We start from the raw sequence: 25,201 nt of genomic DNA on the forward strand, positions 1-25,201 counted from the left end.
CGTTATTCCTCAATCTCATTCAGGTTGCGCCCCGCCAGCGCGGCTTTCACCGTCGAATCCAGGCGGCGGGCAGCAAAAGCGTCGGTCACTTGCGACAGACGCTTGGTCTGCTGCTCGATGGCGAAACCATCGGTGCCTTGCATCAATTCGGTCAGTTCCTGCACTTGCAACTCGATGACCATGCGCTCGTCGGCATCCAGCAAGCGCTCGCCGTCAGCTTCGAGGGCCGCCTGCACCGCTTCGATCAGGCGCTGGGCATCGACTTGCTGCTCGCGCAACACGCGAGCCACCTTGTCGTCATTGGCGTGCTGGAACGAGTCCTTGAGCATGCGCGCGATTTCACCGTCGGTCAGGCCGTAGGACGGCTTGACCTGGATGCTCGCCTCGACACCCGACCCCAACTCGCGAGCGGACACGCTGAGCAGGCCATCGGCGTCGACCTGGAAGGTCACGCGAATCTTCGCCGCACCGGCTACCATCGGCGGGATGCCGCGCAATTCAAAGCGCGCCAGGGAGCGGCAATCGCTGATCAGCTCGCGCTCGCCCTGGAGCACATGAATCATCATGGCCGACTGGCCATCTTTGTACGTGGTGAAGTCCTGGGCGCGGGCAACCGGGATGGTGGTGTTACGTGGAATCACCTTCTCCATCAGTCCGCCCATGGTTTCCAGACCCAGGGACAACGGAATCACGTCGAGCAGCAGCAGTTCGCCACCATCGCGCTTGTTGCCGGCCAGGGTATCGGCCTGGATCGCAGCACCAATGGCGACCACTTGATCCGGGTCGATTTCGGTCAGCGGCTGGCGACCGAAGGCTTCGGCGACGGCTTCACGAACACGCGGGACACGAGTCGAACCGCCGACCATGACCACCGCATTGACTTCTTCCAGCTCGACACCGGAATCGCGCACGGCACGGCGGCAAGCCTTGAGGCTGCGCGCGACCATCGGCTCGATCAGCGCATCAAAGGCGTCGCGGGTCAGCGCGGCTTTCCACTCGCCGTAGACAACTTCGACGCTGGCGGCGTTGGTCAGCGCTTCCTTGGCCGCACAGGCGGTTTGCAACAGATGACGCTGCGCCCCCGGATCGAGGTCAGCCGACAGGCCGGCGTTCTGGATGATCCAGCCAGCAATCGCGTGATCGAAGTCATCGCCGCCCAGGGCAGTGTCGCCACCGGTGGCCAGCACCTCGAACACACCGCCGGTCAGGCGCAGGATCGAAATATCGAAGGTACCGCCGCCCAGGTCGTAGATCGCCACCAGCCCTTCGGCGTGCTGATCCAGGCCATAGGCCACCGCCGCAGCGGTCGGCTCGTTGAGCAAGCGCAAAACGTTGAGACCGGCCAACTTGGCCGCATCCTTGGTCGCCTGGCGCTGAGCGTCGTCGAAGTAGGCCGGAACAGTGATCACCGCGCCCACCAACTCACCGCCCAGGGTCGCTTCTGCACGCTGGCGCAGGACCTTGAGGATATCGGCAGAGACTTCGACCGGGCTTTTCGGCCCCTGGATGGTGTCGATGAACGGCATGTGCGACTCGCCGTCGACGAAGCGATACGGCAGTTGCTCGCCCAATTGCTTGACGTCGGACAGACCACGACCCATCAAGCGCTTGACCGACAGCACAGTGTTCAGCGGATCGGCGGCCGCGGCCTGGCGGGCGGACTCGCCGACCTCGACATGGTCGGCGTGGTAGCGCACCGCAGACGGCAGGATCACCTGCCCTGCAGCGTCGGCCAATGGCTCGGAAAGACCACTGCGCAACGCAGCGACCAGCGAATTGGTAGTGCCCAAGTCAATCCCCACAGCCAGGCGACGCTGGTGCGGTTGAGGACTTTGGCCGGGTTCGGCGATCTGCAGTAGGGCCATCGTTATCAGGACTTATCTGTATATCAGGCGTGCGACCGAGGCGGCACTGGGTTAATCGTCGAGGCGCTCTTCTAACTGGCGCACTTCGTAGGTGAGCTTGTCGAGGAACTGCATGCGCCGCATCAGGCGTTCGGCCTGTTCGCGTTGCGCTGCATCATTCCAGCAAGCTGCGAAGCTTTGGTTCAGCTCATCCTGGGCAGTTTTCAGGCGACGCTTGAACACCGCGACACCGGCCAGATCGGCGCTGTCTTGCAGGTCTTCGAGCTCTTCACGCCATTGCATCTGCTGCAGGAGGAAGTCCGGATCGTGCACCGTGACTTCCAGCGGCAACTCGCCACCACCGAGCGCAAGCAGGTATCGCGCACGCTTGGGTGGGCTCTTGAGCGTCTGGTAAGCCTCGTTGAGGCTCGCCGACTGCTCCAGCGCCAGGCGCTGCTCACGCTCGGAAGCATCAGCAAAACGGTCCGGGTGAACGCCGCGCGCCAACTCACGGTAGCGCGTAGCCAGCTGATCGAGATCCAGGTTGAAGCTCGGTTGCAGCTCGAATAAAGCGAAATGACAAGGAGTTCCCACAAGCCGCCTCAGATGTTGAAGCTTTCGCCGCAGCCACATTCACCGCGCACGTTGGGATTGTTGAACTTGAAGCCTTCGTTCAACCCTTCCTTGACGAAATCGAGTTCGGTGCCGTCCAGGTAGGCCAGGCTTTTCGGGTCGATGATCACTTTCTCGCCGTGACTCTCGAACACCTGATCCTCTGCCACCACTTCGTCGACAAACTCCAGCACGTAGGCAAGGCCGGAACAGCCTGTGGTGCGCACACCCAGACGAATCCCCTCACCTTTGCCGCGCCCGTCGAGGGAGCGTCGCACGTGCCGAGCGGCCGCTTCTGTCATGCTGATAGCCATCGTTGACTCCTTACTCGTCGCCAGAACCTGAAAGTCAGATCAAGCCTTTTTTCTGCTTGTAGTCGCGAACAGCGGCCTTGATGGCATCTTCTGCGAGTACCGAGCAGTGGATTTTCACTGGCGGCAGGGCCAGTTCTTCAGCCAGCTGAGTGTTCTTGATGGTTTCGGCTTCATCCAGGGTCTTGCCCTTCATCCACTCGGTGGCGAGGGAGCTGGAGGCGATGGCGGAACCGCAACCGTAGGTCTTGAACTTGGCGTCTTCGATCACGCCTTGCTCGTTGACCTTGATTTGCAGGCGCATCACGTCGCCGCACGCCGGAGCGCCGACCATGCCGGTGCCGACGTCAGGATCTTCCGCGTCCATCTTGCCGACGTTGCGCGGGTTTTCGTAATGGTCGATGACCTTTTCGCTGTAAGCCATGATTCTCAATCCTCACTCATCAGAGAGTCGCTCTTTGGGCCCGGCCAACCGAAGTTTCAAGACCGGGCCTGCGTGCGGCGACTTAAATATCAGTGTGCCGCCCACTCGATCTTCGAAATGTCGACGCCATCTTTGTACATGTCCCACAGCGGCGACAGAGCGCGCAGCTTGGTAACGGCCTCGCAGACTTTTTGCGCGGCGTAATCAATTTCTTCTTCGGTGGTGAAGCGGCCGAAGGTGAAGCGGATCGAGCTGTGGGCCAGTTCGTCGTTGCGGCCCAGGGCGCGCAGTACGTACGAAGGCTCGAGCGAGGCCGAGGTGCAAGCCGAGCCGGACGACACAGCCAGATCCTTGAGCGCCATGATCAGCGACTCGCCTTCAACGTAGTTGAAGCTCAGGTTCAGGTTGTGCGGAACGCGAGCGGTCAGGCTGCCGTTGACGTACAGCTCCTCGAGGTTTTCCACTTGCTTGTAGAAACGGTCGCTCAGGGCCTTGATGCGTACGTTCTCGGCGGCCATGTCTTCCTTGGCCACGCGGAACGCTTCACCCATGCCAACGATCTGGTGAGTCGCCAGGGTACCGGAACGCATGCCGCGCTCGTGACCGCCGCCGTGCATGGTCGCTTCGATGCGCACACGCGGCTTGCGGCTTACGTACAGTGCGCCGATGCCTTTAGGGCCGTAGGTTTTGTGAGCGGAGAACGACATCATGTCGACTTTCAGCTTCTGCAGGTCGATCTCGACCTTGCCAGTGGACTGAGCGGCGTCGACGTGGAACAGGATGCCCTTCGCGCGCAACAGCTCGCCGATCGCGGCGATGTCGTTGATGGTGCCGATTTCGTTGTTCACGTGCATGACCGAAACCAGGATGGTGTCGTCACGCAGTGCGGCTTCGACCATCTCAGGCGTCACCAGGCCATCTTCGCGCGGCTCGAGGTAGGTCACTTCGAAACCTTCACGCTCCAGTTGGCGCATGGTGTCCAGCACAGCCTTGTGCTCGATCTTGGTGGTGATCAGGTGCTTGCCTTTGGTGGCATAGAAATGTGCCGCACCCTTGATTGCCAGGTTGTCGGACTCGGTGGCGCCGGAAGTCCAGACGATTTCACGCGGGTCGGCGTTGACCAGGTCGGCGACCTGACGACGAGCGTTTTCCACCGACTCTTCGGCTTTCCAGCCGAACACGTGGGAGCGGGACGCCGGGTTACCGAAGTTTCCGTCGACCAGCAGGCATTCACTCATCTTTTGCGCGACACGCGGATCAACCGGGGTGGTCGCAGAGTAATCAAGGTAAATCGGCAATTTCATGGACTATCTCCTAAATCAGGCTGGCTGGCGTGCCGCTAGCTCTTTGGCTGTCATTCGACGGCGGACGCTTCAATCTTGTCCAGACGCGGCGCCTTGCTGTTGCAACGACGCTGGTCCTGACGCTGGGCTACTTCTTGCACCTCACGGCGGGTGACAAGATCAGCCAAGCTGATACCGCTGAGAAATTCGTGGATTTGCAGGCTCAGATCACACCACAGGTGGTGGGTCAGGCAGGTATCGCCGCCATGGCAATCGCCCAGACCCTGGCACTTGGTAGCGTCAACCGATTCGTTAACCGCGTCGATCACCTGGGCGACCTGGATCCCCTGCATGTCACGCGACAGCTGGTAGCCGCCGCCAGGACCACGAACGCTGGACACCAGGTTGCTGCGGCGCAATTTGGCGAAGAGTTGTTCGAGGTAGGACAGGGAAATGCCTTGGCGCTCGGAGATGTCAGCCAGGGACACAGGCCCATGCTGCGCATGCAACGCCAGGTCAAGCATGGCGGTGACAGCGTATCGGCCTTTAGTAGTGAGTCGCATGGACAATTACCGCGGAGTTTCGAGATGGGGACGAGTATGCGATTCCCGAGTATTTAAGTCAACTATAAGACCTAGTACTTTAGTCAGGATTACCCGTAAAAGAGCGCGCGAATTGTAGCAAAGACGGGTTGCAATCGGCCAGCGGTACTGCGTTATCGTTCATCGGTGTAGGAGCTGGCTTGCCAGCGAACCAGGCGCCGCCTTGCGTCATACACGCAGCTTTCGCCGGCAAGCCAGCTCCTACGAAATAGCTCGCGATCAACCCGCCTGACTCTGATCCTTGTCCTTCACACACGCAAAGTCTTCTTCACGCAGCTGCGGCAGGTCTTTGGCGCAGTAATTACTGCCCAGATCCTTCAACGCGCCGCACATCCCCTCCAGGCGCCCATCCACTGCCTGCAGGTGATCGAGCAACTGACCGATGGCGCGCGCCACCGGGTCGGGCATGTCTTCGCTGACGCCGTAGGCATCGAAGCCGATCTTCTCGGCCATCGCCTTGCGCCGGGCATCCAGCTCATGATCAGGCTTGATGATGATCCGCCCAGGGATCCCGACGACGGTCGCGCCCGGCGGCACTTCCTTGGTCACCACCGCATTGGAGCCGACCTTGGCCCCGGCACCGACGGTGAAAGGACCGAGCACTTTCGCACCCGCACCCACCACCACGCCATCGCCGAGGGTCGGGTGACGCTTGCCCTTGTTCCAGCTGGTGCCGCCGAGGGTCACGCCCTGGTAGAGAGTGACGTCGTCGCCGATTTCGGCGGTTTCGCCAATGACGATGCCCATGCCGTGGTCAATAAAGAAGCGACGGCCCACCTTGGCGCCCGGATGGATCTCGATCCCGGTCAGCCAGCGACCGAAGTTCGACACCAACCGCGCCAGCCACTTCCAGTTCCGGCCCCACAACGCTGCCGACAGGCGATGAATCCAGATCGCGTGCATGCCCGGGTAGCACGTCAGCACCTCGAACGCATTACGTGCCGCCGGGTCACGGTGGAAAACGCTCTGGATATCTTCACGCAAACGCTCGAACATCATTAATCCTTCCGTTTAGAGAGCTCGCCACGGGCCGCTTTCTGGGTTTCCGTGAGGATGCCACGCAAAATATTCATTTCCGCCCGACTGACCGAGCTTCGACCGTACAACCGGCGCAGGCGCGCCATCAAGTGCCGGGGCTGTTCCGGATTGAGGAACTCGATGGCCACCAGGGTCTGCTCGAGGTGCTCATAAAAGCGCTCCAGCTCATCCATCGTCGCCAACTCGGCGCTCTTGGTCGAGGCCACCTCTTCCTTCTCGACCTTGCTCGGCTGGCCTTGTGCCGCCAGCCAGGCCATGCGCACTTCATAGGCCAGCACCTGCACCGCGGCACCGAGGTTCAGCGAGCTGAACTCAGGATCCGAGGGAATGTGCACGTGATAATGACATCGCTGCAGCTCTTCGTTGGTCAAGCCGGAATCTTCACGACCGAACACCAGGGCGATCTGCGCATCCTGCCCGGCCTCTTCCACCACTTTGGTCCCGCATTCGCGCGGATCCAGCAGCGGCCAGGGGATACGCCGGTCACGGGCACTGGTGCCGAGCACCAGGTTGCAGCCGACCAGCGCATCTTCGAGGGAGGCCACCACCTGGGCGTTTTCGAGGATATCGCCGGCGCCCGAAGCCCGTGCGTCGGCTTCGTGATGAGGAAAAACCCGTGGTTCGACCAGCACCAGCCGCGACAGCCCCATGTTCTTCATGGCACGCGCAGCCCCACCGATATTGCCCGGATGACTGGTATTGACCAGGACGACACGAATGTTCTGCAGCAAGGGAGGCGCTCTCTGACAGGGAATTTAGGCGGCAAATCTTACAGTCCATCCTAAAGTTAAGCTACGAAAGCGAACGTCGTCGTTCATCTGTAGAAACTTTCTGTTAGAATGCTCGGCTTTCTTTAACAACGTTAGGTGACACATCCATGCAGCCCATGCTGAATATCGCGCTGCGCGCCGCCCGCAGCGCCAGTGAATTGATTTTCCGCTCCATCGAGCGCCTGGATACCATCAAGGTCGATGAAAAAGACGCCAAGGACTACGTGTCCGAAGTGGATCGTGCCGCCGAACAGAAAATCGTCGATGCCCTGCGCAAGGCTTACCCGAACCACTCGATCATGGGTGAAGAGACCGGTATGCACGCGGGCACCGGCATCGAAGGCGAAGAGTACCTGTGGATCATCGACCCACTGGACGGTACCACCAACTTCCTGCGCGGCATCCCGCACTTCGCCGTCAGCATCGCCTGCAAATACCGTGGTCGCCTGGAACACGCCGTGGTCCTCGACCCGGTTCGCCAGGAAGAATTCACCGCCAGCCGTGGTCGCGGCGCCCAACTGAACGGCCGTCGCCTGCGCGTCAGCGGTCGCACCAGCCTGGACGGCGCCCTGCTGGGTACCGGCTTCCCGTTCCGTGACGACCAGATGGACAACCTCGACAACTACCTGGGCATGTTCCGCGCCCTGGTTGGCCAGACCGCCGGCATCCGCCGCGCTGGTGCCGCGAGCCTGGACCTGGCCTACGTGGCTGCGGGCCGTTTCGACGCCTTCTGGGAGTCGGGTCTGTCCGAGTGGGACATGGCCGCTGGCGCCCTGCTGATTCAAGAAGCAGGCGGCCTGGTGAGCGACTTCACCGGCGGTCACGACTTCCTCGAAAAAGGCCACATCGTTGCCGGCAACACCAAGTGCTTCAAGGCAGTCCTGACGGCCATCCAGCCGCACCTGCCAGCCTCGCTGAAGCGCTAAGCTTCACGCGACATGAAAAGCACCCTGCGGGGTGCTTTTTTTATGCCTGCGATATCACCCGGCCCACTGTAGGAGCGAGCCTGCTCGCGATGGTCGTCAACGATAACGCTGGCCGCCTGAATGTTCGCGGCGATCTCAGGTTTTTCGCGAGCAAGCTCGCTCCTACAGTGGGCCGGGTGACAGCAGGCACAAAAAAGCACCCCGAAAGGTGCTTTTTTGACCATCAGCCATCAGCGCATCACTGACCCTGCTGATTCTCCGACAGGATCAACCGACCCTCTTTATCCACCGGAATCTGGTTACCCGGATCACGGTCCATGCGCACCTTGCCTTCCTTGCCGTCCAGCGAATAGCGCACGTCGTAGCCTACGACCTTGTCGCTGATGTCATTCACCGTGTTGCAACGGGTCTGAGTGGTGGTGTAGGTGTCACGCTCCTGCATGCCTTCCTGCACCTTGTTACCGGCGTAACCACCACCTACCGCACCGGCCACGGTGGCGATTTTCTTGCCGGTACCGCCGCCGATCTGGTTACCCAGCAGGCCGCCCGCCAACGCACCGACCACCGTACCGGCGATCTGATGCTGGTCCTTGACCGGCGCCTGGCGGGTCACGGTGACGTCCTTGCACACTTCACGTGGCGTTTTGATCTGTGTCTTGACCGGCTCGACCGCCAGCACTTGCGCATACTCAGGGCCGCTTTTCACCAGGCTGTAGGTGGCCACAGCACCCCCGGCAGTCACACCGACAGCACCCAATACTGCACCAACCAGCAACGACTTGTTCACATGAACCTCCTGACCATCACATACGGGCATGCCCGCGCTTCTCCCAGCCTTGGAGCACAAAAAAAGGCGCGAGTTCAATACTCGCGCCTTTTTTGGGTACCGCAGGGTAGGAAAACGTCTTAAGGACGGTCGTCCACTTCCTTCTCGGTATTGGCAGGAGGGATCAGATCCTCGCTGCTCAGGTTCAGCCAGATCAGCACCACGTTGGCGATGTAGATCGACGAGTAAGTACCCGCCAACACACCCACCAGCAGCGCCACCGAGAAGCCCCACAGGTTGTCGCCACCGAAGATCAACAGCGCAGCAATCGCCAGCAAGGTCGAAACCGAGGTCGCGATGGTCCGCAGCAGGGTCTGGGTGGTCGAGATGTTGAGGTTCTCGATCAGCGTCGCCTTGCGCAGTACGCGGAAGTTCTCACGCACCCGGTCGAATACGACGATGGTGTCGTTGAGCGAGTAACCGATGATCGCCAGCACCGCCGCCAGCACCGTCAGGTCGAAGGTGATCTGGAAGAACGACAGGATACCGATGGTCACGATCACGTCGTGGACCAGCGACACAATGGCGCCGACCGCGAATTTCCACTGAAAGCGGAACGCCAGGTAGATCAGGATGCCGCCCAGCGCCATCAGCATGCCGAGGCCGCCCTGGTCGCGCAGCTCTTCACCGACCTGCGGGCCAACGAACTCGACGCGCTTGACCACGGCTGGGTTGTCGCCGCCGACTTTCTGCAGCGCCTCTGCTACCTGGTGGCCCAGTTGCGGGTCTTCACCCGGCATCCGCACCAGCAGGTCGGTGGTCGCGCCGAAGCTCTGCACCACGGCTTCGTGGTAACCCGAGGTCACCAGCTGCTCGCGCACCTTGGTCACATCGGCCGGACGCTCATAGGTCAGCTCGATCAGCGTACCGCCGGTGAAGTCGAGGCCGTAGTTCATGCCTTTGGTGGCGACGCTGAACATCGCCAGCAGGGTCAGCAGCAACGTGATGCCGAAGGCAACGTTGCGAACGCCCATGAAGTTGATTGTACGTAACATGGCAGCCCCTTAAATCCACAACTTCTTGAAGTCACGACCGCCGAAGATCAGGTTGACCATCGCGCGAGTAACCATAATGGCCGTGAACATCGAGGTCAGAACCCCGAGGGACATGGTCACGGCGAAGCCCTTGACCGGACCTGTACCCATGGCAAACAGAATCCCGCCTACCAGCAAGGTGGTCAGGTTGGCGTCGAGAATCGCAGTGAATGCGCGCCCGAAACCTTCGTTGATTGCCCGTTGTACGGTCATGCCGGCGGCGATTTCCTCACGAATCCGCGAGAAAATCAGCACGTTGGCGTCGACCGCCATACCCATGGTCAAGACGATACCGGCGATACCCGGCAGGGTCAGGGTAGCCCCCAGCAGCGACATCAGGGCCAGCAGCAGCACCATGTTCACGCCCAGCGCCACCGTGGCGATCAGGCCGAAGAAGCGGTAGATGGCGATGATGAACAGCGAGACGAACAACATGCCCCACAGCGACGCATCGATACCCTTGGTGATGTTGTCAGCACCCAGGCTTGGACCGATGGTGCGCTCTTCAGCGAAGTACATTGGCGCCGCCAGACCACCGGCACGCAGCAGCAGGGCCAGTTCCGAGGACTCGCCCTGGCCGTTCAGGCCAGTGATGCGGAACTGCGCACCCAGCGGCGACTGAATGGTCGCCAGGCTGATGATCTTCTTCTCTTCCTTGAAGGTCTGCACCGGCACGTCTTTCTCGACGCCGTCGACTACCTGCTTGACGTAGGTGGTCACCGGACGCTGCTCGATGAAGATCACCGCCATGCTGCGACCCACATTGGAACGGGTCGCACGGTTCATCAGCTCGCCGCCGTGACCGTCCAGGCGAATGTTCACTTCCGGCGTGCCGTGCTCACCGAAACCGGCCTTGGCGTCAGTCACCTGGTCGCCAGTGATGATCAGGCCACGCTCGATTTGCGCAGGAGGACGCTTGCCCTCGCGGAACTCGAACATCTCGGAGGTGGCTTTCGATGCGCCCGGCTCAGCGGCCAGACGGAACTCAAGGTTGGCCGTCTTGCCGAGGATACGCTTGGCTTCGGCAGTGTCCTGCACGCCTGGCAGCTCAACCACGATGCGGTTGGCACCCTGACGCTGAACGATAGGCTCGGCAACACCCAGCTCGTTGACCCGGTTACGGACCGTGGTCAAGTTCTGCTTGATGGAGTATTCACGGATTTCCGCCAGCTTGGCCGGGGTCATCGCCAGACGCAGTACCGGCTGACCATTGAGGTCGGCGGGAACAATGTCGAAATCGTTGAAGCTCTTGCGGATCAGGCCACGGGCTTGTTCGCGGGCCGCTTCATCAGTGAAGCCCAGCTGAATCGCACCGTTGAGTTGCGGCAGGCTGCGATAGCGCAGACGCTCTTTGCGCAACAGGCTCTTGACGTCGCCTTCGTAGACTTTCATGCGCGCGTCGATGGCTTTGTCCATGTCGACTTCGAGCAGGAAGTGCACGCCACCGGACAAGTCCAGACCCAGCTTCATCGGGTGCGCGCCAAGGCTGCGCAGCCATTGCGGGGTGGTTTGGGCCAGGTTCAGTGCAACGACATAGTCATCACCCAGCGCCTTGCGCACGACGTCCTTGGCCGGAAGTTGGTCTTCCTGCTTGGTCAGACGAATCAGGCCGCCCTTGCCGTTGGCTGCCAGGGTGGCTGCCTTGACGTTGATCCCGGCATCGTTGAGCGCTTTGCTCACACGATCCAGATCCGCCTGATTGACCTGCAGCGCAGTGCTTGCACCGCTGACCTGAATGGCCGGGTCATCAGGGTAAAGATTGGGAGCGGAATAAATCAGACCGATCGCCAGCACCGCCAGGATCAGTAGGTATTTCCACAGAGGGTATTTGTTCAGCATCACGCCGCCCGCTTATGACGCGGGGCGCCTTGCGCGCCCCGTCGATTGGTAGAAGATGAAACTCAGATCGCTTTCAGCGTGCCTTTTGGCAGCGTGGCAGCGATGGCGCCTTTCTGGAACTTCAGCTCTACCGAGTCAGAAACTTCGAGAACCACGAAATCATCCGCTACTTTGGTGATCTTGCCGGCGATACCGCCAGTGGTGACCACTTCATCACCCTTCTGCAAGCTGCCCAGCAGGTTTTTCTGCTCTTTGGCGCGCTTGGCCTGTGGACGCCAGATCATCAGGTAGAAGATGACCAGGAAGCCGACCAGGAAAATCCACTCAAAACCAGTGCCAGCAGGACCGGCAGCAGGTGCAGCGGCGTCCGCCATCGCGTTCGAGATAAAAAAGCTCATTTAGCACTCCAGTTGCTGAATTAGGGTCTTAAACGTTTGAAACTCAGTCCAAGGGCGGAACAGGCAAGCCGCGCTTGGCATAGAAGGCATCGACAAAGGCGGCCAATGTACCCTGTTGAATAGCCTCGCGCAAACCAGCCATAAGCACTTGATAATGGCGCAAGTTATGGATGGTATTGAGCATGCTCCCCAGCATTTCGCCGCACTTGTCCAGGTGATGCAGATAAGCGCGGGAGAAGTTCTGGCAGGTATAGCAATCGCAGGTCGGATCGAGCGGCGAATCATCATGGCGATGGAACGCGTTACGGATCTTCAGCACACCAGTATCAATGAACAGGTGCCCATTGCGGGCATTACGGGTTGGCATCACGCAATCGAACATGTCCACCCCGCGGCGCACACCCTCAACCAAGTCTTCCGGCTTGCCAACACCCATAAGGTAACGAGGTTTGTCAGCCGGCATCATGCCAGGCAGGTAATCCAGCACCTTGATCATCTCGTGCTTCGGTTCACCCACCGACAAACCGCCAATGGCCAGGCCATCGAAGCCGATCTTGTCGAGGCCTTCCAGGGAGCGCATGCGCAGGTCCTGGTGCATGCCGCCCTGAACGATGCCGAACAGCGCCGCCGTGTTGTCGCCATGGGCTTCTTTCGAACGCTTGGCCCAACGCAGGGACAATTCCATGGAAATCCGCGCGACGTCTTCATCCGCCGGGTACGGCGTGCATTCGTCGAAAATCATCACAATGTCGGAGCCGAGGTCGCGCTGCACCTGCATCGACTCTTCCGGGCCCATGAACACTTTCGCGCCATCGACCGGCGAGGCGAAGGTCACGCCCTCCTCCTTGATCTTGCGCATGGCGCCCAGGCTGAACACCTGGAAACCGCCGGAGTCGGTCAGAATCGGGCCTTTCCACTGCATGAAATCGTGCAGGTCGCCGTGCTTCTTGATCACTTCGGTGCCAGGACGCAGCCACAGGTGGAAGGTGTTACCCAGGATGATCTCGGCGCCAGTGGCCTCGATATCCCGTGGCAACATGCCCTTGACCGTGCCGTAGGTGCCCACCGGCATGAACGCCGGGGTCTCGACGGTGCCACGGGGGAACGTCAGGCGACCGCGACGGGCCTTGCCGTCGGTGGCCAGCAATTCAAACGACATACGACATTCGCGACTCATACGGTTTCCTCTGGGCCGCTTGGAGCGGGATTACGGGTGATGAACATCGCATCACCGTAGCTGAAAAAGCGGTATCCGTTGTCGACCGCAGCCTTGTAGGCCGCCATGGTCTGTGGATAACCGGCAAAGGCCGAAACCAGCATCAACAGCGTGGATTCCGGCAAATGGAAGTTGGTGACCAGGGCATCGACCACGTGGAACGGCCGGCCCGGGTAGATAAAGATATCGGTGTCGCCACTGAACGGCTTGAGCACGCCATCACGCGCGGCGCTTTCCAGCGAACGCACGCTGGTGGTGCCCACCGCCACCACGCGACCGCCGCGAGCACGGCAGGCGGCAACCGCATCCACCACGTCCTGGCCGACTTCCAGCCACTCGCTGTGCATGTGGTGATCTTCGATCTTCTCCACGCGCACCGGCTGGAAAGTGCCAGCGCCGACATGCAGGGTCACGAACGCGGTCTCGACGCCCTTGGCGGCAATCGCCTCGAGCAACGGCTGGTCGAAATGCAACCCCGCCGTCGGCGCCGCCACCGCGCCCAGGCGCTCGGCGTACACCGTCTGATACCGCTCGCGGTCCGAAACTTCGTCCGGGCGGTCTATATAAGGAGGCAGCGGCATGTGCCCGACGCGGTCGAGCAGCGGCAGCACTTCCTCGGCAAAGCCCAGCTCGAACAGCGCATCATGGCGTGCCAGCATTTCGGCCTCGCCACCGCCATCGATCAGGATCTTCGACCCCGGTTTCGGCGACTTGCTGGAGCGCACATGGGCCAGCACGCGGTGACTGTCGAGCACCCGCTCCACCAGGATTTCCAGCTTGCCGCCGGAAGCCTTCTGGCCAAACAGCCGCGCCGGAATCACCCGGGTATTGTTGAACACCATCAAATCGCCCGGGCGCAAATGCTCGAGCAAATCAGTGAATTGACGGTGTGCCAGGGCGCCGCTGACTCCATCGAGAGTCAACAGGCGACTGCCGCGCCGCTCGGCCAACGGGTGGCGGGCGATCAGCGAATCAGGAAGGTCGAAAGTAAAGTCAGCAACGCGCATGATGGGGTGTCGTCTAGCAGGGCCGGGAAGTCTAGCGGAAATATCAAAAATTCTCTATGTACCTGATTGACCGACGGTAATCACCTCTCTATACTCCGCGGCCATTGCCCTGATGGCGGAATTGGTAGACGCGGCGGATTCAAAATCCGTTTTCGAAAGGAGTGGGAGTTCGAGTCTCCCTCGGGGCACCATTTGCAGTACATAGACGACTACCACCGTCTACGTAACACCCCTAGAGCCCGCTAACTGCGGGCTTTTTGGTCTCTGGGGTTCCACCCCCTTCTCTTGCAAGCCAGCCTCTTTTTGGTACATTTTCTGTACATATTCCAGTTCGAGAACCGGAGGTGTACAGCGATGCCATTGACCGTCTTGCAAATCAAAGCATCCAAGCCTGCCGACAGACCGTTCACGTTGAGTGATAGTTCGGGTCTTGCCTTGCTGGTGAAACCCAACGGCAGCAAGTATTGGCACTTCCGGTACACCTATCAGGGGCGGGCGGCGCGCATGTCACTGGGCGTGTATCCGCATATCTCCTTGCAGGAAGCCCGTGAACGAGCTGCAGAATGCCGCAACCTACTCAAGCAAGGCACCAACCCCGGCGCCAAACGCCGCGATGACAAACTGCGACAGCAGGAGGCCGGGCTCAACACCTTCAGGCGAGCCGCGGAGTACTGGTACCAATTCAAATCGGACTCCGGCCGCAGCAGCGCGACGCTGAAGAAGATCCGCGACTATCTCGATAAGGATCTACTGCCCGCTCTCGGCGAGAAGCAACTGGAGCTCATCACGCGAAGCGACTGCGCAAAACTGCAGGCCTGCATCGAAAAACGAGGCGCCTTCAATGTTGCGGACAAGACCCGGACCTGGCTGAAACAGATTTTCAGTCAAGCCATTGCACGCGGCCTGTGCGAACACAATCCAGCCTCCGAACTCCATGCCATTGCGATAGCCCCACCGCCCACTCAACACTACCCACATCTGCACGAACACGAACTACCTGAGTTTCTCCGGGCCTTAAGCAAGACCACCAGCCGGCTACCAGCGAGGGTTGCATCATGGATGACAATTCTGACGGCGAGCCGCCCTGGCATGGTTCGCTACGCAAAATGGGAGGAAATCGATTTTGAGGAAGGGATATGGACCATCCCGGCCGCCCGCATGAAGATGCGCAGAGACTACGTCAGCCCTCTACCTCATCAATTGATCGCCATGCTTACCAAACTGAACCAAAGCACTGGCCGCAGTCGGTATCTATTCCCAGGCAATGGTGAAAAGCAGCCAGTCATCAGTGAAAACACGATCAACCTGGTGTTCGCCAAGATCGGCTATAAAGGACGACTCGTCAGCCATGGCACTCGTCATACCGCAAGCACGCTGCTGCGTGAACATGGCTGGCTGAAGGACCATGTCGAAAGCCAGCTGGCTCACGTCGAGGGCGGCATCTCTGGCGAGTACAATCAAGCCCTATACCTGCCGCAACGTCGGATCATGATGCAGTGGTATGCAGACTATCTTGACGCCCTCAAAGAAGGCATTACAGCCAACCTTCGCGATCAATTTGATACTCGCGTTAATCAGTTCCTCGCACGCCCTCCTGCACCGCCTCTAACAGCATCCCATGCACACAAAGATGATCACCTCCAAAAGTTGCCTATCGAGACAGACTCAACGGCGACTCAGTGATCACGTGACGCCTAACCAATTCGACCCGGTCGACGACAACATCATCGCCTTGCAAAACTACCGAGGCGCATTCCAACACTGGTAAGTCGGTGAGATCTCACAGCCCAGCCTTCCACGCGGGTCCATCCAAGCAGGGCTGCAAAGCCGCCCTGCTTGGATGGACCTCACTTAAAAAACCTAAAGCCCATACAGCTATCTGTGGAAAACCACTGATTTCCACCGGTGGATAATTTCATCCACCGCCGCAGAACTCCGGAAAATTCGAGCCTTGACCTGAATTATCGACAGGCGTAGAAAAGATCGGGCAAGCGCTGTCGTTGACAGCAACCCAGGTAGCCAGAACCTTTAAGGCTACGCCACACCGTGGTGGTTCTTCCAAAGTGCGATTAGCGTCCGGCGGCTCGCACGGTCACAGCGATGTGATGGATGCCTACTTTTACCAGTGTGCCCACTGCGGCAACTTCCCCCTTTCATAGCAGCCCTGCAGCAACCTATCCGCTTGGTCATTTCATTGCGCCAACCTGCGCCCGTCTCTTTCTCCCGGAAAGAGACGGGCGCTCCTACCGCTGCTGCAACCCAACTCGTACAAGGCATTGCGGCATTTCCCCACGTGACAATCGGCATGACAAACACCGAAGTCACCAGCAACAGCGATGCAGATGATGGTGCCGCAGCCCACGGGATTGACTGCACCTGACTGACAGTCAGGCATGCCCCGGTCATCGCTTCACTGCCTTCACCTGACTCAGGATCTCGCGGCACTGGTCTCGTCAGCCAGTGCAGCCTCCACCCGCCCACCGGTAACGGTGTTCAGGAGGCCAGATCATGAGATGCCCAAGCTCCCGGTCGTAAAGAGCCGCCAGTCCCGCGTTAGTGGACAACCCTCACAGGTCGCAGGGGCCTTGATCCCTGATAACACTCAACATTCTTAGCGGGATGACGTGGGGAAAAGCTTCAACGTTTTGACTTCGAGAGGAGTTTGATCATGGCGTTGGTCGGTAAACGGGACGAGCGCAATTTTGGCTATGGCCGGCAATTGAGCTACGCCGGGCCGCAGGCGTTGAAAGACATGTTCGGCGGTGGGCATTACGGCACGGTAAAGGCGCACAGTGATCGCTGGCAGGCGTTTGTACGCTGGTGTCGGTCGGAGGATGGACCAGGGTTTAACGATGCGCGACAAATTGATCGGCAGACCTTGCTGGACTACGCCGGTTATCTGCGCCAGCAAGTTGAACAAGATGAGCTCGCTATCGCGACTGCACAAACCGATTATCCAGTGCGAATCGGACCATGGCCGCGCTGCGAGGTGATCAGTATGTGAAGGTGTCGAGTCCGAGCAAGGCTTTAGGACTGCAGCGCACAACCGTCCGCACAGCAGCCCCGCAAGGCCAGGATCGTGAACAGGTGAAGCGGATCGTCGAGGCGCTCTGCGAATACCAACTACCGCGCGCGGCTGCCATCGTGCAGCTGGCACGAGCCACAGGCATGCGCTTACGCGAGGCGATTTTGGCCGACCTTCCGCGCTTGAAGCATGAGGCCGAACAATACGGCAAGATCAACATCCAGGACGGTACCAAAGGTGGCCGTTCAGGCGCGTCAGCACCTCGCTGGATCAGGGAGGATGATCATATTCGTGACGCACTGAAGTTTGCCGAAAAGGTCTCGCCCGACGATAGCCGCAACCTGCTTGCACCGAACGAACGCTACCTCGATTTCTTGCAGGGAATCGTCGGCCCCGCACGGGACATCCTCCACAAGAACAACCTCAAAGGCTTCCATGAATTGCGGGCAGCCTATGCATGCGAACGTTACGAGCAAATCACCCATCATCCCGCGCCTATCAACGGTGGCCATTGCTATCAGCTCAACCGACACCTCGATCAGGAGGCCCGAGTACAAATCAGCTATGAGCTGGGGCACGGCCGTATCGGCGTGGTATCGGCTTACATTGGTGGTCGAGCATGAACACGGCATTCGATATGGAGCTGTTCCTGGCGGGCGTCTTGACCGGATCACACACCACACGCCAACGCCACCTGCGTCAGGCGAAGACTATCCAAACAGCGATCGCTGAGCGCTGGCAATGCGACAATCCATGGACTTGGCAGAGAAAACACCTTGCATGGTTTTTGAATCACCATCTAAACCAGCGCACTGAATCGACGCGCTATTACTATTTGTTGACCATACAATTACTCACTCATCGTCTAGGAAAATCCTGGCAGTTCACCCACTAAGGGAAGGTCAGAAAACGGCCAGAAGCGGACGAAAAACTATTTCCGCTCCCCATTGCTTTAGTCGTCCTGATCGCGGTCACGACACCACCGGAGGAAGCCACTAAACGTAGTTGCGATAGGTGCTAATTCGCCCTTTAGAAGAAGGTCGAACTGACCGAACTCTACATCAAACACAGCTTGGGATGAGCGGTTGTAGAGCACGATGCCTTGCCCCACTACTCCGGTAAGAGCCAGATAACCAACTGGTACTCCAAGCTCGTTGATCGCGTAGGTAGTCACCTGCTCAACCTGATCGATTTCGATCAACTCATACCATCCCCGAACAGGCATTGCGCCGTGACGAAAATAAAGATCGGCTAGCTCAGTACCCTCGATTTCCAACGTGGTGACGTAAAACGAGACGTCAGCTTGGTGAGCTAGCAAATGTGCTCTATAGCCAGAGGAAGAGTTAGATTGGAGCCATTCTTCGATGTCGGAAGGGAGCATATGTTGAGGGCCAGGAGCGAAGTTTGTTGAGCAGGCTATTAGAGTATTTTTACCGTGCAAAGCTCTAGGTAAGCGCTGTCCGCTTCTGGCCGTTTTCTGTCCATCGCGAGAGGCAGAAAACGACCCATGACGGACGTTCGAGCAGATGTGATGCCAAATGATCGATGGAGTGCGCATTGCCTCTACGGGGTATTTCAAAACCTCAAAAAAAATGACCAAAAGCCCTGGGCATTGATTTCACGGCGACGCGTTGATTAGCCATCCTGACCGCTATCAGCAAAACGCACCGCGATAGCCTGGAATTGCTCATGGTTGGCCAGGAAAACCTCGCAGATTTCTGGATCGAAATGCGTAGCACATCCCTGGCGGATTATCTCCAGCGCCTGATCGTGTGACATGCCCTTCTTGTATACGCGTCGGCTAATCAGCGCGTCATAGACATCCGCCACCGCCATGAGCCTGGCGCTGATGGGGATGTCATCGGCACTCAGCCCGTCGGGATAACCGGTACCATCCCACTTTTCATGGTGGCTGTAGGCGATCTCCTTGGCAAGGCGCAGAAATGCCACCGAGGTGCCTAACTGCTCTTCGGCATTCCGGATGGCATCGCGTCCCAGTACCGTATGGGTCTTCATCGTCTCGAACTCTTCCGGCGTGAGGCGCCCCGGCTTGAGCAGTATGCCATCGGGTATGCCGATCTTGCCGATGTCATGCAGTGGAGCCGACTTGAACAGCAGGCGGATGCTCTCGTCATTGAGAAAATGCTGGAACCTCGGATGTTCGCGAAGCATCTCGGCCAGTAGTCTGACGTAGTGCTGAGTTCGTCGAATGTGGTTACCCGTCTCATTGTCGCGGGTTTCGGCCAGCGAGGTCATGGCCTGAATGGTCACATCCTGGATGGCGATGACCTCGGCGGTGCGGCGCTGAACTTCCTGCTCAAGGTAAGCCTTCTGATCACGCAAAAAGTCGGCGGCCGCCTTGACCTTCAATTGGGTTTCCACCCGTGCCAGCACGATGGGTGGATTGATCGGCTTGGTGATGTAGTCCACGGCGCCCATCTGCAAACCCAGGATCTCGTCTTCCATTGTCGCCATGGCGGTGATGAAGATGATCGGGATATCAGCGGTGCGCGGATCGCGCTTGAGCTGCTCTGCCACCTCATACCCCGACAGATCAGGCATCATGATGTCGAGCAGAATCAGATCCGGGCGAGGCTCCTGCACCGCTGCCTTCAGCGCGCGCTCACCGCTGATGGCCACGCGCGTGCGGTAGATGTCCTTCAGCAGGCCATTGATCAGCGTAATGTTCTCCGGCGTATCATCGACAATGAGGATGATCGGGCTAAGTGAGTAGTTTAGCGTTTCACTCATGATGCTCCCTCCAGCACGGGGTATCGCGGGCCGTCGATGCACGCTTGAGTGTTAGCCGTGCGGCCTCGAAGTCAAAGTTGTTCACCTCATTCATCAACTGCTCGAAACTGTCCTGGCCGAGTGCTCCGCGCAACGAATCCGCATACTGCTCCATATAATCCGGCGCTGCTCCGTCATTGGCCTCCAGCAGGTGCATGAGCGCTATGGCATGCTGTGCCCAGTCGACGCTCGATACCACCGCCGGTGCTGCCTGGCCGCTACCCAGCGCTTGGCGGATCGCATGCACGGCCAGCGAGAGCGCTTCGATCAATTCATTCACCAATGCGTCCGACTCAGCGTGCGCCCTGATCGCGGTTTCCAGCTTACCGGCCATGACTTGCAGGCCGCTGAAGCCGAGGTTGCCTGCAACGCCTTTCACGGTATGGGCCATTCGCTCGGCCGTAGCCCGATCACCCGCGCGCAGCGCGCTCCCCAGCGCTTGCCCTTCCAAAGCCCTGCGGTCGGCAAATTGACCCAGCAGCTTGATGTATAGCTGGCGATTGCCCGCCACTCGCCTCAGTCCGTCGGCGCTATCTAGCCCTGGAATGTCCGGTAGGCGCTCCTCGCCCGATGCGACGCTGGACGGCTCCACTGCCGCCGACCGAGGTACGACCCAGCGCAGAACCGTGGCGATGAGTGCTTGCGGATCCACGGGCTTGGTCACATGGTCGACCATGCCCGCCTCGATGCAGCGCTCCCGGTCCTCGACCCTGGCATGTGCGGTCATAGCAATCACCGGGATCTGTGCGCAGTGAGGCTCGACGCGAATACGCCGGGTCGTCTCGAGACCATCCATCTGCGGCATCTGTACGTCCATCAGCACCGCGTCGTATTGCGCTGCAGCCAACATCGACAGCGCCTCGCAGCCGTTGCCGGCAATTTCCACCAGGGCACCGGCAGCCTCGAGAAGCTCCCTGGCAATCTGTTGGTTGATTTCGTTGTCCTCCGCGACGAGCAGGCGCACTCCGGCGAGCACCTGCGCCTGCGCAATGGGTACGGTTACCGCCACCACGCCCGTTTGCGGCGCGAATAAGTTGACCAGTACCTCTACCAGCGAGGACTGGTTGACCGGCTTGACCAGGAACGCGCGAATGCCGGCCGCTTGCGCAGCGGCGTGCATTTCGTCATGCCCAAATGCACTGACCATGACGGCGTACAATGTAGGCTGCAGGCCAAGCGCCCGGCGCGTCGTCTCGATGCCATCCATCTCTGGCATCTGCCAATCCACCAATAGCACCCGGAACGGGTCGTCGGCCGCCGCACCGCGAAGGCTCTCCAGAGCAGCCTCGCCTGACGCCACCGCGACCGGCGAAAGTCCCGCTACGCGAAGCATATCGGAAAGGATCTGGCGCGCGTCGGCATTGTCATCGACGACCAGGACCCGCGCTCCGGCGAGCTCCGCAGGGACAATCTGGCGCTGCGTACGCATGTGCTGGTCAAGACCAAGCCAGACGCTGAAAGAGAACGTGCTGCCGTTGCCCGGTTCGGAGTCCACCGCGATCGTTCCGCTCATCAGCTCGACGATGCGCTTCGAGATGGCAAGGCCCAGGCCGGTACCGCCGAATTGTCGCGTGGTGGAGCTATCGGCTTGGGCAAAGGCCTCAAAGAGTCGCCCGGCTTGCTCGGGAGTCATGCCGATACCGGTATCGCGTACACGAACCTGCAGTTGAACTTTGTCGCCGGTGCGGCCCAGGTTGCGAACCACGACCGTCACCTGCCCATGCTCGGTGAATTTCACTGCATTGCCTACCAGGTTCAGGATGACCTGGCCCAGGCGCAGCGGATCTCCAAGCAGCGTCCCGGGAACGTCCGACGCCCGGTCGAACAGCAGCTCAATACCCCTGTCGTAGGCCTTTTGCGCAATCAGCGAGGACACGTTGTCGAGCACCGCATCGATCTCAAACGGCACGGCCTCGACGCTGAGCTTTCCGGCCTCGATCTTGGAGAAGTCGAGGATGTCGTTGATGATGCCAAGCAGCGAAGTGCCCGCGTTGTGGATCTTCGAGACATAATCGCGCTGCCGCTGGTCCAGCGAAGTCTTCAGCGCAAGGTAGGACATGCCGATGATCGCATTCATGGGCGTGCGGATTTCGTGACTCATGTTTGCAAGGAAGTCGCTTTTTGCCCGCGTCGCCTCTTCAGCAATCTCCTTCGCCCGCTGTTGCACCTGCTCTACTGCCTTGCGCTCGGTGATGTCCTGCAGCCAGTGGAGCAGCCCTTGCTCCCCCTGGATCTGGATTGGCAGGTAGGTGACAAGTATGGTGCGTTCGCGCCCCTGCCGGTCACGCATCGGTACTTCCTGGTCCTTTGCGATGCCGTCGTCCGTGAGGCGTTCGACGATGGCTTCGCGATCATGCCCATTCGCGTAAATCTGCGAAGCAGCGTCACCGACGCCTACGCCGAACGTTTCACAAAAGCGGGGGTTGGCGAAGCGGATCACGCCCTGGGTAGAAAAGGCTATGTTGATTGGACTCGTATCGAGGATTGCCTGCAGCCGCGCGCGTTCTTCGCTAAGCGCCACTGCTGCCGCATGATGATCCGTGACATCGCGCACCCAGCTAGCGACCAGGGTCTCACCGTGGATTGTCACGAATGATGCGCCGACCAGAACCCAGAGAATTGATCCATTTTTGTGCAACAGGCGAGTCTCGAAGTGTTCGACCTTGCCGTTTCGTGTCAGCAGTTCGAGGAAGCGTTCGCGCTCCTTAGGGTCGACATACAGGCTCGTGGCGTTGCGCCCGAGCAGGTCCTCGCTGACATAACCGGTCGCCTGTGAAAAGCGTTGGCTTACTTCCCTGACGACCCCGTTCCGATCTGCCAGCACCAGGCTGGCGGGGCTTGTATCCATGAGCGCGCGGGTGAAAGCCTCGCGCTCGGCTAGCTCTGCGGCAACGCGCTTGCGCTCGTCCACTTCGCGGTTGAGGCGTCGGTTCCAGGCCAGCATGGCGCCGAGCAACAGCAGGACCGCGACCAAACTCGGGATCGCCCAGTTCATTACGGTTTTGATATCGAGACTGTCCTCGTTGAAGGACTCCTCGAACAGCCGGTATTCCATGAGCGATACGCGATAGTACCGCCGCCAGCTCGCATCGAGCGGCGAATCAATGCGATTGCTGGACTGGAAGAACCGCTCCAGCGCTCGCGCGAGATCCGGGGCGTTGCGCGCAACACCCCACCCAACGCTGGTCGCTTCGCTGACCGGAAACGCAATGGAGAGACGTTCGGGATCTTCACGGGCCCAGCGCAGCGCGCTTTCGCTACCCAACACCGTGAAATCCACCTTCGCATCGGCGACCAGTTTCACCGCCTGTTCGGTTGGCGCATAGACTATTCTGACCGGCTGACTGGAGAGAGGACCGCGGTTGGCTTCATCGATCCACTGCTCGTAGCCAGTGCCCTTCTGCACTGCCGCCGTCAGACCGAGCAAATCAGACACCTCGTTGCCCAGGGACTGGTTGGAGCGATGGGCGATGACCAGGTTGCGGACCCGGTAGTAGGGCACGAGCAACATCTTCGTTTCGCGCCAAGGGACGATCTGCAAGTCATTTGGATAAAGATCACAGCTGCCGTCGGCGAGTAGCTTCGGGTCGTAGCTTGCCTCGCGTACGGTCTCGCCCCGATCGTCGTGAAACTGCGCATCGAAACTCGGCAGTTCCGTTACCTGTGGGCGTAAACCAAGTGATTGCGCGAACGCCTCCGCATTGGTCCGGTAGAAGGAAGCGCTTGAGCCAGCCACGCATATGCGCAGGACGCCACTTTCCCGAATCTGGGACAGCGTACGTGCTTCCACGCATGGCATGCTCAGCACCAACAAGCCTCCCAGCGCAAGCAACGCTCCCCAGCGCGGCTTTGTTTTCAAAATGCACCTGCTGGTAGGTAATTGCTCACGATCCAACTCGACATATCCTTGTGAACGCCCTTGCAGAGCTTGTCCGTCTTCCTACACTGGTACGATAGGCTTTTGGAGTGTAGGCATACGCTACAGCAAGCGCCAGCAACAAAAACTGGGCCAGCTAGCGAATTTCCACTGGTGCTTACCGTTCGGAAAGTGAGTTTCCGGACGCTTACTCAGTACTCGTACACATAAGTTTCGCCAATGTCTGCTCCGGGTCGATTCTGTTGAAAAAGTCGGTTATCCAAAACTGCCTGGCCATTGCCTAGTGAGAACACCATTTTTGCAAGCTGCTGCGTGAAATCTGCGTCTGGAAACCTCTGCCAAAAGTAAAAATTTCAATCTCGGACGCGTACTTTTCTGCCGTGGAAACCATGGTCGACTTTTTCAACAGAATCGGTCGACTGCGGCCCTTCATGACTGGCAGCAGTCGACTGTGGATGCACCCTCCTCCCGGTGTCCTTCCGACCATGCGCAACTCCCTACCGAGGTCAGTAATCCTCCTGCTACGCTGAAAATTTCACGGAGGATTGCACAACGCCAAACTCAGACTTACTCCCTTCCCTGCTATTTAAGATCAACGAAAACCAGCTCGCCCTGGAGGCCGCCATCATGGAGCTTTCGAACTGGGTAGAGATGCGCGGATCGGCGGACGTCGCCGACAATGTTCGGGGCGCCCTAGACACGATCGATCGAAACGAGGAGTTCATCAAGATAACGCTTGCTGTGCTCATGACGCCCGACTAATCGCGAAAGTTCGCCATGTATCAGTTCGACATTTTTTGGCAGACTAGGGAGTCTATCCATAACCAATTTTTTGTAGATATTATTCACAGCTCGTCGGAAATTGGATGGAGAAATCCAATCAGGCTTCCATCGACACCAGCCCTTATTGGAGGCTGGTAGGGTGTACACTTCACGGTACAACGTGGAAGTGTACACATGCAAAAAACTATATTAATTATACAGTTATGCTATTATTCGAGTCTCCCTCGGGCACCAAAATTGAAAAAGGTCTTGCGAAAGCAAGGCCTTTTTTTTTGGTCTGTTGTAGGAGCCGGCTTGCCGGCGAAGCTCTTCGAGCTTTCGTACGCCCGGGGCCAGGTATCAGACTGCCGCCCTTCCCACCTCGAAGATAGCTACCGATAACTCCCGAAAAAGATCGAAATCCAATACAAGAAAACACCTGACACCAAGCAATTTCTAATAAAACGCTCATGTGACTTTTCATCAGAGCCACGATGAACAACAACCAAAGTAGCCAACAAACCGACCGCAAACATAAGTAGCGCCGCCACGGGCACTGTAATTCCCAGCCCTTTAAACTCCAACAACATGGATCGGGATCGGCGCCCTCCATAAGG

General features: G+C 59.1%; 21 protein-coding genes, 1 tRNA gene and 2 pseudogenes. 7 read left to right on the forward strand and 17 right to left on the reverse strand.

Features of this window, described 5'->3' with window-relative positions; translation table 11 throughout:
- Positions 1 to 2: 2 nt before the first annotated feature.
- The 8 genes from hscA to trmJ form a co-directional block, all read right to left on the reverse strand.
- Entirely contained in the window at positions 3 to 1,865 is a 1,863-nt protein-coding gene (gene hscA / locus ACZYR5_RS03075) for a Fe-S protein assembly chaperone HscA (RefSeq protein ID WP_489087954.1), read from the reverse strand.
- 51 nt (positions 1,866 to 1,916) lie between these two features.
- On the reverse strand, positions 1,917 to 2,438 hold the full coding sequence (hscB, locus tag ACZYR5_RS03080; protein WP_027619656.1) for a co-chaperone HscB: 522 nt from the start codon (positions 2,436 to 2,438) through the stop codon (positions 1,917 to 1,919).
- A gap of 8 nt (positions 2,439 to 2,446) precedes the next feature.
- Positions 2,447 to 2,770 carry an iron-sulfur cluster assembly protein IscA gene (gene iscA, locus ACZYR5_RS03085; protein WP_003227904.1) on the reverse strand — a complete coding sequence of 108 codons (324 nt, stop codon included), beginning with the start codon at positions 2,768 to 2,770 and terminating at the stop codon, positions 2,447 to 2,449.
- Between the two features lie 34 nt (positions 2,771 to 2,804).
- Positions 2,805 to 3,191, reverse strand: a complete 387-nt coding sequence (gene iscU / locus ACZYR5_RS03090; RefSeq protein ID WP_027619655.1) for a Fe-S cluster assembly scaffold IscU — start codon at positions 3,189 to 3,191, stop codon at positions 2,805 to 2,807.
- An 89-nt stretch (positions 3,192 to 3,280) separates the two neighbouring features.
- Positions 3,281 to 4,495: an IscS subfamily cysteine desulfurase gene (locus tag ACZYR5_RS03095; protein ID WP_489087953.1), complete on the reverse strand. Its 1,215-nt coding sequence runs from the start codon at positions 4,493 to 4,495 to the stop codon at positions 3,281 to 3,283.
- A 50-nt stretch (positions 4,496 to 4,545) separates the two neighbouring features.
- A complete protein-coding gene (iscR, locus tag ACZYR5_RS03100) occupies positions 4,546 to 5,037 on the reverse strand; it encodes a Fe-S cluster assembly transcriptional regulator IscR (RefSeq protein WP_027619653.1) in 492 nt (163 codons plus the stop codon).
- A 258-nt stretch (positions 5,038 to 5,295) separates the two neighbouring features.
- On the reverse strand, positions 5,296 to 6,072 hold the full coding sequence (gene cysE / locus ACZYR5_RS03105) for a serine O-acetyltransferase (RefSeq protein ID WP_489087952.1): 777 nt from the start codon (positions 6,070 to 6,072) through the stop codon (positions 5,296 to 5,298).
- A gap of 2 nt (positions 6,073 to 6,074) precedes the next feature.
- Complete coding sequence (gene trmJ, locus ACZYR5_RS03110) at positions 6,075 to 6,845, reverse strand: tRNA (cytosine(32)/uridine(32)-2'-O)-methyltransferase TrmJ (protein ID WP_489087951.1); 771 nt, start codon at positions 6,843 to 6,845, stop codon at positions 6,075 to 6,077.
- Between the two features lie 146 nt (positions 6,846 to 6,991).
- Between trmJ and suhB the strand changes: the two genes are divergently transcribed.
- Both suhB and ACZYR5_RS03120 read left to right on the forward strand, forming a co-directional pair.
- Entirely contained in the window at positions 6,992 to 7,810 is an 819-nt protein-coding gene (gene suhB, locus ACZYR5_RS03115) for a type III secretion system regulator SuhB (RefSeq protein WP_072388174.1), read from the forward strand.
- Between the two features lie 89 nt (positions 7,811 to 7,899).
- Positions 7,900 to 7,998 (forward strand): annotated as a pseudogene (locus ACZYR5_RS03120) (outer membrane lipoprotein carrier protein LolA); the annotation flags it as partial.
- Between the two features lie 50 nt (positions 7,999 to 8,048).
- Here the strand turns inward: ACZYR5_RS03120 and ACZYR5_RS03125 are convergent.
- From ACZYR5_RS03125 to queA, 6 genes are all read right to left on the reverse strand, one after another.
- Complete coding sequence (locus tag ACZYR5_RS03125) at positions 8,049 to 8,597, reverse strand: glycine zipper 2TM domain-containing protein (protein WP_489087950.1); 549 nt, start codon at positions 8,595 to 8,597, stop codon at positions 8,049 to 8,051.
- Between the two features lie 119 nt (positions 8,598 to 8,716).
- A complete protein-coding gene (gene secF / locus ACZYR5_RS03130; protein ID WP_489087949.1) occupies positions 8,717 to 9,631 on the reverse strand; it encodes a protein translocase subunit SecF in 915 nt (304 codons plus the stop codon).
- Positions 9,632 to 9,640: 9 nt separating this feature from the next.
- Positions 9,641 to 11,509 (reverse strand): protein translocase subunit SecD, encoded by a 1,869-nt coding sequence (secD, locus tag ACZYR5_RS03135; RefSeq protein ID WP_489087948.1) that lies wholly within the window; start codon positions 11,507 to 11,509, stop codon positions 9,641 to 9,643.
- A 62-nt stretch (positions 11,510 to 11,571) separates the two neighbouring features.
- Positions 11,572 to 11,907 carry a preprotein translocase subunit YajC gene (yajC, locus tag ACZYR5_RS03140; RefSeq protein ID WP_027619646.1) on the reverse strand — a complete coding sequence of 112 codons (336 nt, stop codon included), beginning with the start codon at positions 11,905 to 11,907 and terminating at the stop codon, positions 11,572 to 11,574.
- Between the two features lie 43 nt (positions 11,908 to 11,950).
- The gene (tgt, locus tag ACZYR5_RS03145; RefSeq protein ID WP_162130301.1) at positions 11,951 to 13,066 is read right to left on the reverse strand and encodes a tRNA guanosine(34) transglycosylase Tgt; all 1,116 of its coding nucleotides are present in this window, start codon (positions 13,064 to 13,066) and stop codon (positions 11,951 to 11,953) included.
- Positions 13,067 to 13,080: 14 nt separating this feature from the next.
- Positions 13,081 to 14,130 carry a tRNA preQ1(34) S-adenosylmethionine ribosyltransferase-isomerase QueA gene (queA, locus tag ACZYR5_RS03150; protein ID WP_489087947.1) on the reverse strand — a complete coding sequence of 350 codons (1,050 nt, stop codon included), beginning with the start codon at positions 14,128 to 14,130 and terminating at the stop codon, positions 13,081 to 13,083.
- A 106-nt stretch (positions 14,131 to 14,236) separates the two neighbouring features.
- Between queA and ACZYR5_RS03155 the strand changes: the two genes are divergently transcribed.
- The 4 genes and pseudogenes from ACZYR5_RS03155 (at position 14,237) to ACZYR5_RS03170 (ending at position 18,050) form a co-directional block, all read left to right on the forward strand.
- A tRNA-Leu gene (locus ACZYR5_RS03155) sits at positions 14,237 to 14,321 on the forward strand.
- A gap of 163 nt (positions 14,322 to 14,484) precedes the next feature.
- Complete coding sequence (locus tag ACZYR5_RS03160) at positions 14,485 to 15,813, forward strand: tyrosine-type recombinase/integrase (RefSeq protein WP_489061235.1); 1,329 nt, start codon at positions 14,485 to 14,487, stop codon at positions 15,811 to 15,813.
- Positions 15,814 to 16,798: 985 nt separating this feature from the next.
- Positions 16,799 to 17,778, forward strand: a pseudogene (locus ACZYR5_RS03165) (integrase domain-containing protein).
- Positions 17,775 to 18,050 (forward strand): hypothetical protein, encoded by a 276-nt coding sequence (locus ACZYR5_RS03170; protein ID WP_489061238.1) that lies wholly within the window; start codon positions 17,775 to 17,777, stop codon positions 18,048 to 18,050. The pseudogene ACZYR5_RS03165 and the gene ACZYR5_RS03170 overlap by 4 nt, the downstream one beginning before the upstream one ends.
- A 57-nt stretch (positions 18,051 to 18,107) precedes the next feature.
- Here the strand turns inward: ACZYR5_RS03170 and ACZYR5_RS03175 are convergent, their stop codons facing one another.
- The 3 genes from ACZYR5_RS03175 to ACZYR5_RS03185 all read right to left on the reverse strand — a co-directional run bounded on the left by ACZYR5_RS03175 (position 18,108) and on the right by ACZYR5_RS03185 (position 23,840).
- Entirely contained in the window at positions 18,108 to 18,536 is a 429-nt protein-coding gene (locus ACZYR5_RS03175; RefSeq protein WP_489061239.1) for a hypothetical protein, read from the reverse strand.
- 254 nt (positions 18,537 to 18,790) lie between these two features.
- Positions 18,791 to 19,906, reverse strand: a complete 1,116-nt coding sequence (locus ACZYR5_RS03180) for an HD-GYP domain-containing protein (protein ID WP_017530054.1) — start codon at positions 19,904 to 19,906, stop codon at positions 18,791 to 18,793.
- A complete protein-coding gene (locus ACZYR5_RS03185; protein WP_489061241.1) occupies positions 19,899 to 23,840 on the reverse strand; it encodes a response regulator in 3,942 nt (1,313 codons plus the stop codon). Before ACZYR5_RS03185 ends, ACZYR5_RS03180 begins: the two co-directional genes overlap by 8 nt.
- Positions 23,841 to 24,401: 561 nt before the next feature.
- Here ACZYR5_RS03185 and ACZYR5_RS03190 point away from each other — a divergent pair.
- The gene (locus ACZYR5_RS03190) at positions 24,402 to 24,584 is read left to right on the forward strand and encodes a hypothetical protein (protein ID WP_026067433.1); all 183 of its coding nucleotides are present in this window, start codon (positions 24,402 to 24,404) and stop codon (positions 24,582 to 24,584) included.
- Positions 24,585 to 25,201 lie beyond the last annotated feature (617 nt).

The organism is Pseudomonas sp. F007 (assembly GCF_057814275.1).